Here is a 15204-nt window from a genome sequence, read left to right as displayed (position 1 = left end):
CATCATTTTGGAAATTATTGTGAAAACGATGAGAAAAAGAGTGCAAACTTTTGCATAAGGGCTATAATAAAAAATAATGCTTGGAGGAGAGTTGCATGAAAACTGAAAAAAGCAGTACTTATAGATTGGTTGTTTTGTCCTTATTTATCGCGCTTACTGTCGTCATGACCTTATTGTTCCGCATCCCGATTCCATATGGCTATGTTAACCTGGGCGACATGGTGCTTCTGCTGGCCGGTCTATCCTTCGGCGGCAGCGCGGGCTTCTTCGTCGGTGCACTCGGCAGCATGTTGGCTGACCTTTTCGCTGGTTATGCCTTTTATGCGCCGATCACCTTTGTCGTAAAAGGCTTGGAAGGATTTTTTGCCGGCTGGTTGTTCCAGAAAATGGATCATAAAAGGCCGCTGTTAGCCACGATGATCGCCGGGATCTGGATGGCGATCGGATATGCGATCGGGGACACGATCCTGTTCAGTTTCGGTGCCGCAATCGCGTCTTTCCCATTGAATCTCGCGCAAGGTTTCGTCGGAGCTTTCTTGTCCACCCTCTTGTACCGTTGGTTGAACCCTTACATCACGAAGAAATTCAAATAAGCTTTATGAACAACCAAAAGAAGGCTCTCCCCGCGCTTAAGCACGGAAAGAGCCTTCTTTTTTCAGTCAAAAAAGCACGGATGCCAGAAACGGGATCGTGAACACCGAAAGCAGCGTCGAAATGAAAACGTAACGCGTCGCAAATGCCGTATTGCCTCCGTACTGCATTGATAGCGCAACAGCCATCGCCGGGCCGGGCATGGCTGCAATGATGACGAGGATCCCCAACATGATTGGATTCGTAAGAATGCCTTTCATCGCCCACCAGATGAACAGCGGAATCACGATCATACGGTAGAACGCAAAAAGATAGATTTTCCATTCTTTAAAGGCACCAAGGATATCGATGTCTGCCAATGAAGCACCGATGATGATCATTGCCAATGGAGACGTGATATTACCGATGCTGGTAGCGGTATCCATCACCAACGCCGGCAATTTGATGTCGAACAGGAAAACGAAAACCGCGAACAGCGAAGCGAGATTGCCGGGATTCAGCAGGATTGCTTTCCAACTTGCTCGTGACTTTTTCGAGCCTTTCGCAATCAGGAAGACACCCAAGGAGTAGATCAACAGGTTGTTGGGAATGCCGTACAGCGACGCATAAAAAAGCGCGCCGGTGCCGAAAATGGCTTGCACGACCGGCAGCCCCATAAAGCCGTTATTCGTGAAGATGGTCAGGAACTCGATGATGCCTTCCGTTTCTTTGTCCGCCCGGAACAGTTTGGGACTGAACTTGGCCAATCCGACAGTGAAAAGATACATCAGCGTCGCGGTCAACAAGACGAAGAGCGTGTCCGATTTCGTACCCACCTCACCTGCACCTTCCACCGATGCGATGACGAGCGCCGGAACCGTGACGTAGGTGATCAACGCCGCAAAATTGGCATTCGCGTGCTTGTCGAAAACCTTCATGACCGTTGCGAGATAACCCACAAACATGATCAGCACCAGCATGATCATCCTTCCAAATACAACCCTAACATCCAAAACCCGAACGCCTCCCCTGTCCCATCCATTTATATATTCAAATTCTAACACAGTTCTGCGCTGAAATTGCGTTTTCGATTCAGTTTCACGATTCACCCGCTACGTCCCAAAGCATATCAATCGGTATCTACCGCACAGAATGTTAGAATGGAAGCAACGATATAACGAATGCCCCTGTCACATTTCGTCCAGAAAGGTGGATTCCTATGCAAGAAAAATTGACGATCCTTCAGATCAACGACACCCACAGCTACTTGGAGTTGCACAATGAACTGTTCTATGAAAAGGAGAAATTGGCATTCCGCAAAGCTGGCGGCTATGCCCGCCTCCAAAGCCTGATCAAAGATTTCCGCAGCAAAAATCCAACACTCGTTTTCGATAACGGTGACACAATCCACGGCACCTACGAAGCGATCGCTACGAAAGGCTGGCACATGCTGCCGGTACTGAACGAAGTCGGCTTTGATGCGATGACCTTCCATTGGGATACCGGTTTTGGTCCGGCCAATCTGAAAAAAATAGGCCAGCAGTTGGATTATCCGATTCTCGCAATCAATGCCTATGAAAAAGAGAGCGGTAAGTTGGCGTTCGAGCCTTACAAAATCCTGTCGGTAGGCGGACTTTCGATCGGTGTGATCGGCATCGCCAGCAACATCATCGACAAAACGATGCCTCCTCATTTCAGCGAAGGCCTCTCCTTCACTTTGGGACGCGAGGAGCTACCCGGCTATGTGGCAGAACTGAAGGGAAAAGCAGTCGACTTGATCATCGTCCTGTCCCATCTCGGTTTCCCGCAGGACCTGAAATTGATGAGCGAAGTCGAAGGCGTTGCGATCTGTCTGAGCGGCCACACCCATAACCGTCAGGAACACATCGTCCAAGTAGGCGAAACGGCAGTCATCCAATCCGGATCGCATGGCTCTTTTCTTGGCGCACTCGAACTGACCGTTGAGGACGGCGCGATCCAAAACATCGAACATCAACTTATTCCGGTCACGGAGGATATCCCGGAAGACGCTGAAATGAAAGTTTTGATCGATGAAACTTTAGCCCCTTACCGCGAAAAATTGGGTCGCAACGTCGGTGAAACCAAAAAAGTGCTGCACCGCGGCTGGAGCGTCGAAACAACGATGGACAACTTCCTCTTGGATGCGATCCTTTACCACACGAAAGCGGATCTGGCCTTCTCCAACGGCTGGCGCTATGGGGTTCCGATCCTGAAAGGCCCGGTGACGCTCAGGGAATTGTATCAGATCATTCCGATGGATCCACCGATCTCCACCGCTATCCTGACCGGTTCGGAAATAGTGGCCCTGCTGGAAGAAAATATCGAGAGCACCTACGCAGCAGACCCATTTGATCAGATGGGCGGCTACCTGAAGCGGACGATGGGCTTGCATGCTTATCTGAAACTGGAGAATCCGAAAGGAACCCGTGTCCAAAAAAATTTCATCGCGGGCGAAGAAGTCATCCTGGATAAAGAATACACCGTCAGCTACGTGACCAACCAGGGCGTTCCGAAGAAATTCGGAAAAGAACACAAGAATCTGGAAAAGCACGCCGTCGAAGCAATGATGGATTATCTGGCCGAGATGGGTCCCTACGAAAAGGAACTGCGTGGAACCTATCAGATTGTCTGACTAATTAATTTCACCAAAATCAAAAGTGGCCCAACCCGCATAAGCGAGGCTGGACCACTTTTTTGTTCACATTCAGGTTTCATATTTTTCTTACGTCATAATAATCCGGATCAACGCGTTCCATCAGACCGGATTCCTTCTCGGAAACGGTCAGATAGAGCTCGTGCATCGCCCGGGTGCAGATTGTGTAGAGGATCTGCATTTCGTTCTGGGCAGCTTTTGCCGGATAGTGGCAAATCGCAAAAACGACATCGAATTCCAGACCTTTAGCCAAACGGGCCGGCATGATCAAAACCGGATGGTGGCTATTGTCGGTATCATGCTGCACGAGTTTGAAGTCGATGCCGGCAACCGACAGTTCCTGGCTGATGCGTTCCGCGTCTTCAGCATTGCGGCTGATGAAAGCCACGCGCATGCCGGCAGCGACGCTCGCATCCACCTTTTGTTTGATGTAGTCCATATCGAGCCCGCCATCTTCAGTCAGCAGCACTTCAGGTTTCTTGCCGGAGCGGATATACGTCCCTTCCGGTTTTTCGCCTTCGATGAAGCTTTCCGAGAAACGGACGATTTCATTCGTCGATCGGTAGCTGGTCAGCAGACGATAAGAACGGAACGTGCTTTCGGAAAAGATGGTCCGGAGATCATCAAAAGAAAGGCGTCTGTTCAGGATATTTTGATTCAAATCCCCGCTCAAAATGAAACGGGCAGTCGGATAGGCAGCCTGCAGCATCTGCAGTTGGAAAGGTGAAAAATCCTGCACCTCATCCAGACAGATGTATTGGTATTTCATGTCGCTGGATGGCCCCTTCAGCAACAAACGCAGACTGTAGTAGGCATCCAGATCTTCCAGCAACACACTCTTCTCTGCAATGTGTTCCGCAACGACTGCGATATGGGTGCGCCATTCATCCTCATTCAAGCCGAAAGCATCCAATGAAAGCAATTTAGGAACAGCTCGCAGGAAATGGATGTATTGATTCTTGTAGCGGATAAAGGCCAGCGCTTCGATCCTCGCGATGATCGGTTCGAAAGCATCCTCGAGGATATCCGCCGTCATGGCCTCTTCCATCGCTTTTTGGTTGTGGGTCTCTTTCTCATAACGGTAAAGGTCCAGATCGGACATGGCAATCATTTCTTTTTCGACCCATGGCTTGCCTTTTTGCGATTGCTGGATGCGTTCTACGCGCTGCAACAAGTGTCTTTTGAGAATATCCAACTTGCTAGCCAATGAACCTTGGCTTTCGATGCTGTAGAAAGCCGACTCGATCTCCTTCTCCGAGAGGATGATGTCACCGCGGAAACGGATATCCGAGAATTTCAGATAACGCTTCTTCAAGAGCGTGCCGTATTTCTGCAACGCTTCATAAAAGGCCAAGCTGCCCTTCAGTACCGTGACCTTGGCTAAGCTGTCCTCTTGATCAGCACGCAAAGAAAAACCGGTCACTTTCCGCTCCATGAATTCGCTGAAGGTCGTGTTGCCAACGTTCAGTTCGCCCAATGCAGGCAACACTTGGGAAACGTATTCTTGGAATATTTTGTTCGGGGAAAACAGGACGACTTCTTCCGACTGCAATTGGTCCCGGAAAGCATACAGCAGATAGGCAATTTTCTGCATCAGGACAACCGTTTTCCCTGATCCGGCAACCCCTTCTATCAGCGTAACGGCTGCTTTTGTTTCCCTGACGATCTGGTTCTGTTCTTTCTGCAAGGTGGATACGACCGTGCCCATCTGATAGGATGAAGGTCCTTCCAACACTTCCAGCAAATACGGATCGCCCATGACATTATCCGTGTCCATCATGCGGATGATTTCCGCCTGTCTGATCAGAAATTGCCTTTTCAGGTCAACGCCGTATGACATCGGTTGATCGGCTATCATCAGCTTCACTTTTTCGCCTTTGCTGCCTTCATAATAAAGCGATGCGATCGGTGAACGCCAGTCGACGATCAGGTTCTCCTCTTTCTCGAACAAGGAGCCGATTCCGATGTAGATCGTTTCATTGCCGAAATCATCATGATAATCGATACGGCCGAAGTAAGGCTCATCCTGCATTTTATCCAATACAGCGACACGCTCGTTGCTGTTCTGCAATTCGTTGTTGCGGATCATCAATTCCTGCTCAAAAGCCCGCAGTTCAGCCGATGATTCCCAGACGCTCTCTGAGGATCCTTGGCTAATTTTGATCTCTTTGGATTCCTTTAATTGCTGTCTTTGCTTTTCACTTTTTTCTTCTACTTGCTCGGCCAATCGCGTTTTTTCGTTGCTGATGACTTTAATGACGCGATGGACACGTTCCTGTTCTTTCGTTAGATCTTTATGCAACCAAATGACACCTCTCTCTTAAGAAAACTCTTGGACTATTCGGTCTACTTCACTAAATGCGACAATTAATAGTATACCATCGTACAGGGATTCTGGCTATTCCTTGTACCTGGATTAAAACGTTCGAAATCAAAATCAAAAAACAGCCGGAAGGAAAGGCCTGTTGCAGCTCTTCCTTCCGGCGTATTTTGTTGTTCGGATTGCGTTTTGCAGGTTCTGACGCATTTGTGTCTATGCGTTGAGGATCTTTTCGATCGCAGTGTATCCTCCCAGGATATTGACAATCTTTTTGAATCCCCGCTCCTCCAACGCACCGATGGCGACGGCGGAACGGACTCCGGATTGGCAATGGACGTACAGCGGTTCATCCCGTTTGAACGGCAACGGGTCCTCCAGAAGCTTGCCGAGGAGCACGCGCTTGGCATCGGAGAGGTGCCTTTCGTCCCATTCGCTCTTCGAACGGACATCCAATATCTGCAGATCCTTTTCTTGGCGCAATGCGATGAATGCAGCTGCAGTGATCGTTTCGGTCACCTTATCTTCCTTGATCTGGCCAGCGTCCAGATACCCACTGACTTGGTCGAAGCCGATGAGTTGCAGCTGGCGGGCTGCCGTTTCAGCCTGCTCTTTCGTTCCGATGAATGTCACTTGGCGGTCGTAATCAAGGAACCAACCGGCATAGCTCAAAAATTTTTTGTTCAGCGGAATATTGAGCGTTCTTTCGATGTGTCCGGCTTGATAGATTTCTTTGGCGCGTAGGTCGATCAGGATATCATTCGGCCCCGCCTCCGAAAGCGGGAAGACCGGATAAGGCACGTAAGCGTTGCTGTCCAGTTTATTGATTTTCTTCATCTGGGCAAAGTAGGTCGGCGGCTCCGGTTGATCCTTCGTCAACGCCTCGATGAAACTATTTTCTTCCTCATATTGGAAAGCCCAGTTGTTGTATTTCTCGTAGCCCAAAGTGGTCATCGGCACGGCTCCCAGCGACTTCCCGCAGGCGCTGCCGGCACCGTGTCCGGGCCAGATCTGCAGATGGTCAGGATAAGCGCCCATTTTCTGCAGTGAGCGGAACATTTCTTTCGCTCCGATTTCCGTGGTGCCTTGCATATGTGCAGCCTCTTCCAGCAAGTCCGGTCGGCCGACATCACCCACAAAGATAAAATCCCCGGTGAACAGACCCATCGGAATGTCCGAACCGCCACCGATGTCCGTCAATAGAAACGACAGGCTCTCCGGCGTATGCCCTGGCGTGTGCAGCACCTCCAGTTTGACCTTACCTACGGAAATGAGGTCCCCATCCTGCAGCAGCACACTTCCTTGCGGCAGATCCTGGTAACGCCAGTCATCCCCGCCCATATCCGAGACAAACAGTTTGGCGCCTAAGCGACTCCCGGTTTCCCGCAAGCCGGATGCATAATCAGCATGGATATGCGTTTCCGTGGCTGCCGTGATGACTAACCCTTCGTCTTCGGCTGCCAAGATATAGTCATCCAACTTGCGCAAGGGATCGATCAGGATGGCTTCCCCGGTTTTTTGGCAACCCACCAAATAGGAAAACTGCGCTACTTGCGGATCGAAAAATGATTTAAAAAACATGCATGAACTCCTCCTTTATACTGTCGAAAATTCAATATGATTCATCTGCTCAGGCTTGCGACAAAATTGATGGTCGTAGCGATGATGGCCGTACCGAAAACGAATGACAACAGCGCATGACCCAACGCGGCCTTCCGGAATTCCGGCGTTGTGAAGGTCGTGTCGGAGACTTGGTACGTCATGCCGATCGTAAACGCCAGATAGGCAAAGTCCCAAAAATTAGGCTTTTCGGTACCCTCAAAGATGACTCCGCCGTTCACATCGCGGTAATAGAGTTCCGCATACCGCAACATGTAGAGACTGTGCACCGTCGTCCAGGAGAGCACGATGCTGAACAGACCAAATCCGATGGTCCCGAAACTGCGCGCATGAGTCGTCAACATCAACGCGACGGCCCCGATGCTGATCAGACATGCCATCAGGACAAAAAAATCAATCGTCGAATATTGGATGTCTTCCTCTTGCGCAATCCGCTCGGTTTCCGTCCCATCATGCGGATGAAAATCCTTCCACAGCAAATACAACAAAATGATTGCAGCACTGTCCCAACCGATCAAAGGGGCCAATTCCCAACGCAACCAGAATCCGCCGGCCAGCCCGATACCCGTACCGATCAATCCGGCAATCAGGAAGCGCGTCCTCTTTTTGCGCATATACCTTCCGGCTTTCGTTTGATCGGCAAATAGATGGATTCTTTTTTTCATGGCTGTCTGCTCCCTGCTTTTTCGGCCTGACTGTTCTTTCAGATGGTGATTTCGATGACGTTTTTTTCCGGATCGAGGAACATGCTTTCATAGTAGCCATCCCCTGTAATGCGCGGCTGACTTTTGCATGTGTACCCCGCTTTGATGAGTTTGTCAGTGAAATAATCGACGTTCTGCTTGTTTCCGACCGAAATGGCAAGATGCGCCCAGCCCAGCATATCAAGGGGATAGCGTTCGTTGACATCCATCCTTTTCATAAGCTCCAAACGGGCCCCTTCACGGAACGTAATAAAATAAGATTGGAAATCTTTTTCAGGATTTCGGTATAATTTATTGGCCTTGCCATCAAAAAAACGAACATAAAAATCGCGCATCAGCTCCAAATCGTCCACCCACACTGCAACATGTTCAATCTTCATCGCTACACACTTCCTCTCATCATCCTTGCCGGTGCGCTGGAGACAAACTCTGCGCGGATGGCCTGCAAAAAAACATCCCGGAATCCCTTTTTCGACTTGCAGTAAAAGCGTTTCCTCAATTTGATTTTATCACATCGCAGGCGCATATGCGTTCCCGGAAGCATCCATGTTCACCGTCACCTAATGTGTCGTTTTCCAATCTTTTTCAAATCATATTCTCAGCATCCACTCAGAATATGATTGACAGACTGATTTCTATTTGATAATGTGGAAGTAACAAAATACGATTCGATGTGATGAAGAGGTCGCGGTTAACAATCAGTAAGGGATCCCCTGAAAGGTGTTGCTGCCGAAATACTCTGTATTGGGGCCAAGGTTGAATAAATCTGGCACTGTCGGACAAAGCCGCCCAGCTTTGTTCGGTGAGCTTCTCACGTTGGGGCAAATTGGTGGAATTCACTATATGGATGCAACGCTTCAGCTTACGCAGCCTGTTTTGAACGACTATGAGACCATTTGCTCATAGTCGTTTTTTGTCTATTCATAAATAAAACACAGAATTCAGGAGGAAGATAAGCATGGCTATTTTTGAAGGATCAGGCGTTGCGATTGTTACGCCGTTTAAAGACACGGAAAACCAAGAAATCAACTACGAGGTATTGGAAGAACTGATTGAGTTCCATATCGCGAACGGCACCGATTCGATCATCATCGCGGGGACAACCGGGGAAGCTTCTACGCTGACGGATGAAGAGCAACTTCATCTCATTCGTTTCACTGTCGAAAAAGTCAACGGCCGTATTCCCGTCATCGGCGGTGCCGGAAGCAATGACACGCGCCACGGAGTCGGATTGACGCGCGCTGTAGAGGCAACGGGTGTGGATGCGATTCTCAGCGTTACTCCTTATTACAACAAAACGTCCCAAAAAGGCTTGATTGAACATTACAAAGTAATCGCCAACAGCGTTAAAGTTCCGATCGTCCTTTACAATGTGCCGGGCCGCACCGGCCAGAACATTACCCCTGAAACACTGGTGGAACTAGCGAAAATCGATAATATCGTTTCGTTGAAGGACGCTACCGGAAACTTCAGTCAGGCTGTTGATAACCTGAGTCTATTGGGCGATCGCCTGGATATCTACTCGGGTAACGACGACACCATCATCCCATTGATGAGCTTGGGCGCAAAAGGCGTCATCTCTGTCCTTGCCAATATCGCACCGAAAGCTACATCGGAAATGACCCATGCCTTCTTGGATGGCGATATCAAAAAGGCAGCCGCTATGCAAGCCGAATACAAAGAGTTGATCGACTGCCTCTTCTTGGAACCGAACCCGATTCCGGTAAAAGCTGGCGTCCAATTGCTGGGCTTCAATGTCGGACCGATGCGTCTGCCGTTGACGGATGCCGATCAAGCGGTCATTGACCGTTTGGCCGCAGCCATGAAAAAAGTTGGACTGATCTAGAAAAAAGAAGAATTGGGTGCCTCCTTAATTTGGAGGCGCCTTTTTTTGTCGTACTTCAGGGTAATTGTGGGGTCGATCGGAATGTTACAGTGAGGTTGTCCGATTCTTCCGGGTTATCGGACAACTCGCAGAACGATTGCTTTCCGGTTGTCCGATTCTTCCCGGTTATCGGACAACATCGAGAACGATTGCTTTCCGGTTGTCCGATTCTTCCGAGTTATCGGACAACATCGAGAACGATTGCTTTCCGGTTGTCCGATTCTTCCGAGTTATCGGACAACTTGCAGAACATTTGCTTTCCGGTTGTCCGATTCTTCCCGGTTATCGGACAACATCGAGAACGATTGCTTTCCGGTTGTCCGATTCTTCCGAGTTATCGGACAACTTGCAGAACATTTGCTTTCCGGTTGTCCGATTCTTCCGGGTTATCGGACAACATCGAGAACGATTGCTTTCCGGTTGTCCGATTCTTCCCGGTTATCGGACAACATCGAGAACGATTGCTTTCCGGTTGTCCGATTCTTCCGAGTTATCGGACAACATCGAGAACGATTGCTTTCCGGTTGTCCGATTCTTCCGAGTTATCGGACAACTCGCAGAACGATTGCTTTCTGGTTGTCCGATTCTTCCCAGTTATCGGACAACTCGCAGAACGATTGCTTTCCGGTTGTCCGATTCTTCCCGGTTATCGGACAACATCCAATTCCGTCTTTTTACAATATCCTCTCGTACAGCAAAAGCTAAGGAAATGCCTCATTTCGGAGGTACGCCTTAGCTTTTGCTTATTTTTTTCATGTGGATTATTTCTTTTATTTCACAATTCCGATTTTTTTGAAATGGGCTTTTGGAAAAGCGTTGATGCCGATGCCGTTCGCATCCCCCAACTTGATCGTGCCTCCTGTGAACAGAGGACCGCCCTCATAGGCTTCAATTTTGTAGAACGACGGCCCAATAAGGTCGACCATCGTGATGCAGTTTTTGGCGGCGGCCAGATGAGCGGCGGCGCTGATCGAAAGCTTGCTTTCCAGCATGCTGCCGATCACGCAGTCCACTCCGTATGTCTCCGCGACTGCGCAGATTTTGAGAGCCTCGTGAATGCCGCCTGTTTTCATCAGTTTGATATTGATGAGGTCAGCTGATTGTGTCTGGATGATATGGAGGGCATCCTTCACGGTGAAGACACTTTCGTCAGCCACTATCGGTGTTTGGACGTGTTGCGTCACAAATTTCAGGCCGGCCAAATCGTGCGCCTTCACCGGCTGTTCCACCAGCTCCGCCTGCACGCCCTTATTCTCCATCATGTTGATGATGCGGACCGCCTCCTTGGGACTCCAGGCTTGATTGGCCTCGACCTTGATGCGGATGCCCGGTCCGACTGCCTTACGGATGGCCAATAAGCTTTCCACATCCTTAATCCCATTCCTCCCGACATTCACATTCAGAATGCTGAAGCCGTCCTGGACGGCCTGCAGACTGTCGCGAACCATCTCATCAATGGGATGCTCGCTGACGGTGTGGGCGGTCTCGATTTTCCGTTTCGCCCCGCCCAACACTTTATACAAAGGTTGCCCGAGTTTTTTGGCATATAGGTCGTAGAGCGCCATGTCAACAGCGGCTTTCGCAGATGTGTTGTTGGCGATGCTGGCATGCATCCTTTGCATGATGGTATCCAAGTCGAAAATTTCCATTCCGATAATGCTCGGAGCGATGTATTGCATGATGGCCTCGCGGATGGAAGCCTTTGTTTCACCGGTGATCAAGGCGGTTGGTGGCGCCTCCCCATATCCGGCAGTCCCGTCATCGGTCACGATGCGGATCAGGATGTTATGCACGGCGTCAACCGTGCGCGATGCTGTTTTGAATGGCGTCCGCAGTGGGATAGCCACTTCTCCAATTTCAATTCTGTCGATTTTCATCATCAAAACCCCTCTCTTCACCGGCAAGCCCTTCCATTTGATTCTATTTTACCAATAATAACGGTAAGGTACCAATCGGAGCTGTGGGCTGATTCCTTCGCTTTCCTCCGGTTAACGACGGCTTCGCCGGAGTTCGGCAACCATTCTGCTTGCGTGCTCCGATAAGAGCAGCCTCGTCGGAGGTGCGTCCGTTTGTTACCGGTGTCCTCCGGTGGGCGCAGCTCTCACCGGAGCTGAAGCCTGTTCACGTTGCGCTCCTCCGACTACCCGGCGCTGCACCTCTTTCCTCCGGTCACACCCCCCGCTCAAATAAGCAGAACGCAAAAAAGGAAGGGTATACCGCTTCTAGAGGCACCCCACTTCCTTCCAAATTATCTCTTGCTGCGCTCCGTCAGCCTTGTTTTTTCTTTTGCTGTCTGCTGGTCATGCGCACGACCAAATTGCGCGGCGCCAACTTCGACGAGAAGAGGGCTCCCTTCAGCAACATCGTCGGAACGATGATTTTCTTGCGCTTATACATTTTGTCCAAGGCATAGTTGACGCAGTATTCAGAACTGATGCCCTTCAGATTGAACTTCACATCCGCTACTTGGTTGAACTCCGTATCAACGGGTCCCGGACATAATGAACCAACATAAACGTTGCTCTTCTTCTCTTCCAACTCTTCAGCAATCGCGGAAGTGAAGCTCGTGACGTAGGCCTTTGTCGCATAATAGGTCGCCATATAAGGCCCAGCCGGCATCAGTCCGGCAACCGAAGCCACGTTCAGAATGTAACCTTCATTTCTCGCGAGCATATCCGGCAGAAATTTCTTGGTCAGGATATGGACCGCCTTGATGTTGACGTCGATCATCTCCAGCTCCTTGTCGAGACTGGTCGCCGTGAACGCGCCGAAATCACCGAAACCGGCACAGTTGATCAGCATGGAAATATTTTTGTACTTCGTTTCTTCGTACAGACGGAAGCATTCCTCCGCCTTCGCCAAGTCCGCTGTTATTATTTCGCTTTTCGTGTTCAACTGTTTGCTGATTTCTATAAGTCGGTCCTCGCGTCTTGCCACCAGAATCAGATCGTACCCTTGTTGGCTGAGCTTTTTGGCGAACTCTTGGCCAATGCCCGCACTCGCGCCTGTGATGAGCGCTATTTTGTTTGTCATTTTTGTCCCTCGCGTTTCCTCAAAATGATTGCTGCCTTTAGCGTATCGCATTTGCGCGTCAAGGGCAATCATTAGGCGGACTTGCGAAATGATAACAGTATATTTATAGGCGTAATCTTAAATAAATGTCGTATTATATCAGTAAGCAAAAATAAAGGAGTGATATTTTGCGCCATCATAATGATTCTTATTTTACCGGAACGCTTTTGGAATATTTCGGCATTCTTCTTATTTGCGTTCTTGCAGGCTTTTTCACTTTTGGTCTGGCTGCGCCTTGGGCTTTCTGTTATCGGGAAAAATGGGTCGCCAAGCATACTTACATAGAAGGACACCAGCTGCACTTTGTCGGGAAAACTATTGATCTATGGCTTTCCTTACTGAAATGGACTATCTTTTCAATCCTGACTTTGGGACTGTATTCCTTTGTCGTGCCCATCCGCTTCCAGCAATGGCGCATCAAAAATACCTATGTGTATGGCTATTGGGATGAATACTACGGAACCGAATGAAAATCTATCCGTTCAAAAAAAGCTCAAGTCCTCGGAATTCTGTCGCCGGGATACTTGAGCTTTTTTTGGAGTCCACGATCTAGGGATGTGCGGTTGAGCATTTGCTGTTGCTATTCTGTTACTTCCACCGCATGAATAAAGAGCCGGCCGTTTTCTGCGGAGTCGTTGCACGTCATTAGCGTTAGAATGTTATTTTCCTCTGTCACCGCGACATCTGACGGAAAGACGGAAAGGTTCTTGAGCATGGCCAGAAAATCGGTGTACTCGTTCCCCTCAAAATCAATATCCAAAAAACTTGTATCCGCTGGCGCCACATGGACGGAAAAAATCCTGTAACGTCTTTGCCCATAGCCATCACTGAATGTAAATTCCAAATTTTCCTTCAGGAAATCTTCGTTCAGAAATTTATCCAATTCCCCGAACATCTGGCCATACTGCGTATAGTGGCCATAAATGATCGTATGCCGGTCTATTCCCATTCCGATATTCCGATAATCCATGAAGATGGCTCCGAAGATATCCGGTTCCCGATAGAAATTATTAGAAAGATACATTTCATTGTCCTGTCCCCGGACAACCGGGTAATCAATAACGGTTCCATTCACAGAAAGCCAGCCTACATAATCCGGATTCATTTGATAATATTCCGCAGATGGATTAATCGTAAAAGTCAATTCTTCCAAAGGAACAGCTGCCTCCTCTGAAGAGTCGGTTTCCGAACGGAAGTCTGTGGAAGAGGCCATTTGTTGTGGGACGGCGACCTGCGCCTTCTTCTCGGGTACCACTACGTCCTTTCTTTGCTCTATTTCTTGAACACCAAAATAGATAATCTGCAGAAAGAGTAACTTGGTGAGGAGCAGCACCCATATACTTTTTTGCACGATTTCTTCCTCCCCTCTTTTGCCTACTCAAATCCTTAAGTTTGACACCGCTTACATTACAATGCTATTATAAGCTATGTAATAGAGATTACAAAAGATTTCCAACTTTTGAAAGGAGTAGGGTAAAATGAAAAAAATAATACGCCGCTTACTTTCACTTGCTACATTGCTGTTTCTCTCATTCAGTATCGCTCCTATGGCTTCTGCTGCTACTGCTGAACCTACCGATGACATTGTAGGCATTGCACTTGGGAATGAAGATTTCAGTATCCTTGTTTCGGCTCTCCAAAAAGCAGAACTTGTTGATGATCTCCAAGGGGACGGTCCATTTACAGTGTTCGCACCTACCAATGCCGCATTCGAGAAGTTGCTTGGTGAATTAGGTATTACTGCCGAAGAGCTTCTTGCACAACCAGACTTGGGAAAAGTTCTTACTTACCATGTCGTTTCCGGAAAAGTCATGGCAGCTGATTTAACAGATGGAATGAAAGCTGAAACCCTAAACGGTGAAGAGCTTACTTTTGATCTCTCAGACGCACCTATGGTCAATAAATCCAACATTACGACTACCGACATTGAAGCAACCAATGGCGTCATCCATGTCATCGACACTATCCTGGTTCCTTCGAACTTCAAGTTGCAAGAAACTGATTTAGAGGCAGACCAAGTGGCTCAGACTGGTATAGAGGGGAATACACTCCTTCTTGTTTCCATCCTGGTTACAGGCAGCCTACTCCTTCTCTTTGTCTTCAAGAAAAAAACAGCATAAAGTTTTGCTACTTAAACTTTTGAATCGTTAATGAATCGGCTGTCTCGAAAGAGGCAGCCTTTTCTTTGTCTTTCAGTAGTATGATTGTCTGGCCTGGGTTTTAATACTAGGCGGAATTCCCAGCCAAAATGATTTTGACGGGGAATCTTTTGTTGTCCGCGGACATTTTCCCCCGCCAATGTGGTTTCGGCGGGTTTTCTGCCTTTGATTTGAACTGATTTTACCCGTCGAACCGATTTTGG

The 15204-nt window shown here is 48.7% G+C and carries 13 protein-coding genes and 1 riboswitch; of the genes, 5 read left to right on the top strand and 8 right to left on the bottom strand.

Translation table 11 applies throughout. From position 1 onward, the window contains the following. Positions 1 to 95 precede the first annotated feature (95 nt). Entirely contained in the window at positions 96 to 593 is a 498-nt protein-coding gene (locus C8U37_RS10395) for an ECF transporter S component (RefSeq protein WP_108033156.1), read from the top strand. Positions 594 to 659: 66 nt separating this feature from the next. Here the strand turns inward: C8U37_RS10395 and C8U37_RS10390 are convergent, their stop codons facing one another. Then, a complete protein-coding gene (locus C8U37_RS10390; RefSeq protein WP_146161829.1) occupies positions 660 to 1583 on the bottom strand; it encodes an AEC family transporter in 924 nt (307 codons plus the stop codon). A 206-nt stretch (positions 1584 to 1789) separates the two neighbouring features. Between C8U37_RS10390 and C8U37_RS10385 the strand changes: the two genes are divergently transcribed. Continuing rightward, positions 1790 to 3223: a bifunctional metallophosphatase/5'-nucleotidase gene (locus C8U37_RS10385; RefSeq protein ID WP_108033154.1), complete on the top strand. Its 1434-nt coding sequence runs from the start codon at positions 1790 to 1792 to the stop codon at positions 3221 to 3223. A 79-nt stretch (positions 3224 to 3302) separates the two neighbouring features. On the opposite strand, the gene helD is transcribed toward C8U37_RS10385, so the two are convergent. The 4 genes from helD to C8U37_RS10365 all read right to left on the bottom strand — a co-directional run bounded on the left by helD (position 3303) and on the right by C8U37_RS10365 (position 8265). Next, positions 3303 to 5546 carry an RNA polymerase recycling motor HelD gene (helD, locus tag C8U37_RS10380; protein ID WP_108033153.1) on the bottom strand — a complete coding sequence of 748 codons (2244 nt, stop codon included), beginning with the start codon at positions 5544 to 5546 and terminating at the stop codon, positions 3303 to 3305. A gap of 231 nt (positions 5547 to 5777) precedes the next feature. Next, positions 5778 to 7142 carry an MBL fold metallo-hydrolase gene (locus C8U37_RS10375; RefSeq protein WP_108033152.1) on the bottom strand — a complete coding sequence of 455 codons (1365 nt, stop codon included), beginning with the start codon at positions 7140 to 7142 and terminating at the stop codon, positions 5778 to 5780. 41 nt (positions 7143 to 7183) lie between these two features. Beyond that, entirely contained in the window at positions 7184 to 7846 is a 663-nt protein-coding gene (locus C8U37_RS10370) for a DUF1345 domain-containing protein (RefSeq protein WP_245879823.1), read from the bottom strand. A 38-nt stretch (positions 7847 to 7884) separates the two neighbouring features. Next, positions 7885 to 8265, bottom strand: coding sequence for a VOC family protein (locus C8U37_RS10365; protein WP_108033151.1), 381 nt, complete (start codon positions 8263 to 8265; stop codon positions 7885 to 7887). 291 nt (positions 8266 to 8556) lie between these two features. After that, positions 8557 to 8703, top strand: a riboswitch (Lysine riboswitch). Positions 8704 to 8843: 140 nt separating this feature from the next. Between C8U37_RS10365 and dapA the strand changes: the two genes are divergently transcribed. After that, positions 8844 to 9731 (top strand): 4-hydroxy-tetrahydrodipicolinate synthase, encoded by an 888-nt coding sequence (gene dapA, locus C8U37_RS10360; RefSeq protein WP_108033150.1) that lies wholly within the window; start codon positions 8844 to 8846, stop codon positions 9729 to 9731. Between the two features lie 809 nt (positions 9732 to 10540). Here the strand turns inward: dapA and C8U37_RS10355 are convergent. Both C8U37_RS10355 and C8U37_RS10350 read right to left on the bottom strand, forming a co-directional pair. Beyond that, positions 10541 to 11650, bottom strand: a complete 1110-nt coding sequence (locus C8U37_RS10355) for a mandelate racemase/muconate lactonizing enzyme family protein (RefSeq protein WP_211306182.1) — start codon at positions 11648 to 11650, stop codon at positions 10541 to 10543. A gap of 388 nt (positions 11651 to 12038) precedes the next feature. Next, positions 12039 to 12803, bottom strand: coding sequence for an SDR family NAD(P)-dependent oxidoreductase (locus tag C8U37_RS10350; protein ID WP_108033149.1), 765 nt, complete (start codon positions 12801 to 12803; stop codon positions 12039 to 12041). A gap of 167 nt (positions 12804 to 12970) precedes the next feature. Here C8U37_RS10350 and C8U37_RS10345 point away from each other — a divergent pair, with 167 nt between their 5' ends. Then, on the top strand, positions 12971 to 13312 hold the full coding sequence (locus C8U37_RS10345) for a YjgN family protein (protein ID WP_108033148.1): 342 nt from the start codon (positions 12971 to 12973) through the stop codon (positions 13310 to 13312). A gap of 110 nt (positions 13313 to 13422) precedes the next feature. Here the strand turns inward: C8U37_RS10345 and srtB are convergent, their stop codons facing one another. Beyond that, positions 13423 to 14193: a class B sortase gene (gene srtB / locus C8U37_RS10340; RefSeq protein ID WP_170100257.1), complete on the bottom strand. Its 771-nt coding sequence runs from the start codon at positions 14191 to 14193 to the stop codon at positions 13423 to 13425. Positions 14194 to 14320: 127 nt separating this feature from the next. Here srtB and C8U37_RS10335 point away from each other — a divergent pair, with 127 nt between their 5' ends. Further along, the gene (locus tag C8U37_RS10335) at positions 14321 to 14962 is read left to right on the top strand and encodes a fasciclin domain-containing protein (RefSeq protein WP_211306180.1); all 642 of its coding nucleotides are present in this window, start codon (positions 14321 to 14323) and stop codon (positions 14960 to 14962) included. The last annotated feature ends 242 nt before the right edge of the window (positions 14963 to 15204 follow it).

This window comes from Trichococcus patagoniensis, assembly GCF_003051085.1.
Classification (GTDB): Bacteria; Bacillota; Bacilli; order Lactobacillales; family Aerococcaceae; genus Trichococcus; species Trichococcus patagoniensis.
This window is presented reverse-complemented; position numbering and strand designations above follow the sequence as displayed.

Coding starts and splice junctions, on each gene's coding strand:
- C8U37_RS10395 (WP_108033156.1), top strand. CDS start 96: ATGAAAACTGAAAAAAGCAGTACTTATAGATTGGTTGTTTTGTCCTTA.
- C8U37_RS10385 (WP_108033154.1), top strand. CDS start 1,790: ATGCAAGAAAAATTGACGATCCTTCAGATCAACGACACCCACAGCTAC.
- C8U37_RS10375 (WP_108033152.1), bottom strand. CDS start 7,142: ATGTTTTTTAAATCATTTTTCGATCCGCAAGTAGCGCAGTTTTCCTAT.
- C8U37_RS10370 (WP_245879823.1), bottom strand. CDS start 7,846: ATGAAAAAAAGAATCCATCTATTTGCCGATCAAACGAAAGCCGGAAGG.
- C8U37_RS10365 (WP_108033151.1), bottom strand. CDS start 8,265: ATGAAGATTGAACATGTTGCAGTGTGGGTGGACGATTTGGAGCTGATG.
- dapA (WP_108033150.1), top strand. CDS start 8,844: ATGGCTATTTTTGAAGGATCAGGCGTTGCGATTGTTACGCCGTTTAAA.
- C8U37_RS10355 (WP_211306182.1), bottom strand. CDS start 11,650: ATGATGAAAATCGACAGAATTGAAATTGGAGAAGTGGCTATCCCACTG.
- C8U37_RS10350 (WP_108033149.1), bottom strand. CDS start 12,803: ATGACAAACAAAATAGCGCTCATCACAGGCGCGAGTGCGGGCATTGGC.
- C8U37_RS10335 (WP_211306180.1), top strand. CDS start 14,321: ATGAAAAAAATAATACGCCGCTTACTTTCACTTGCTACATTGCTGTTT.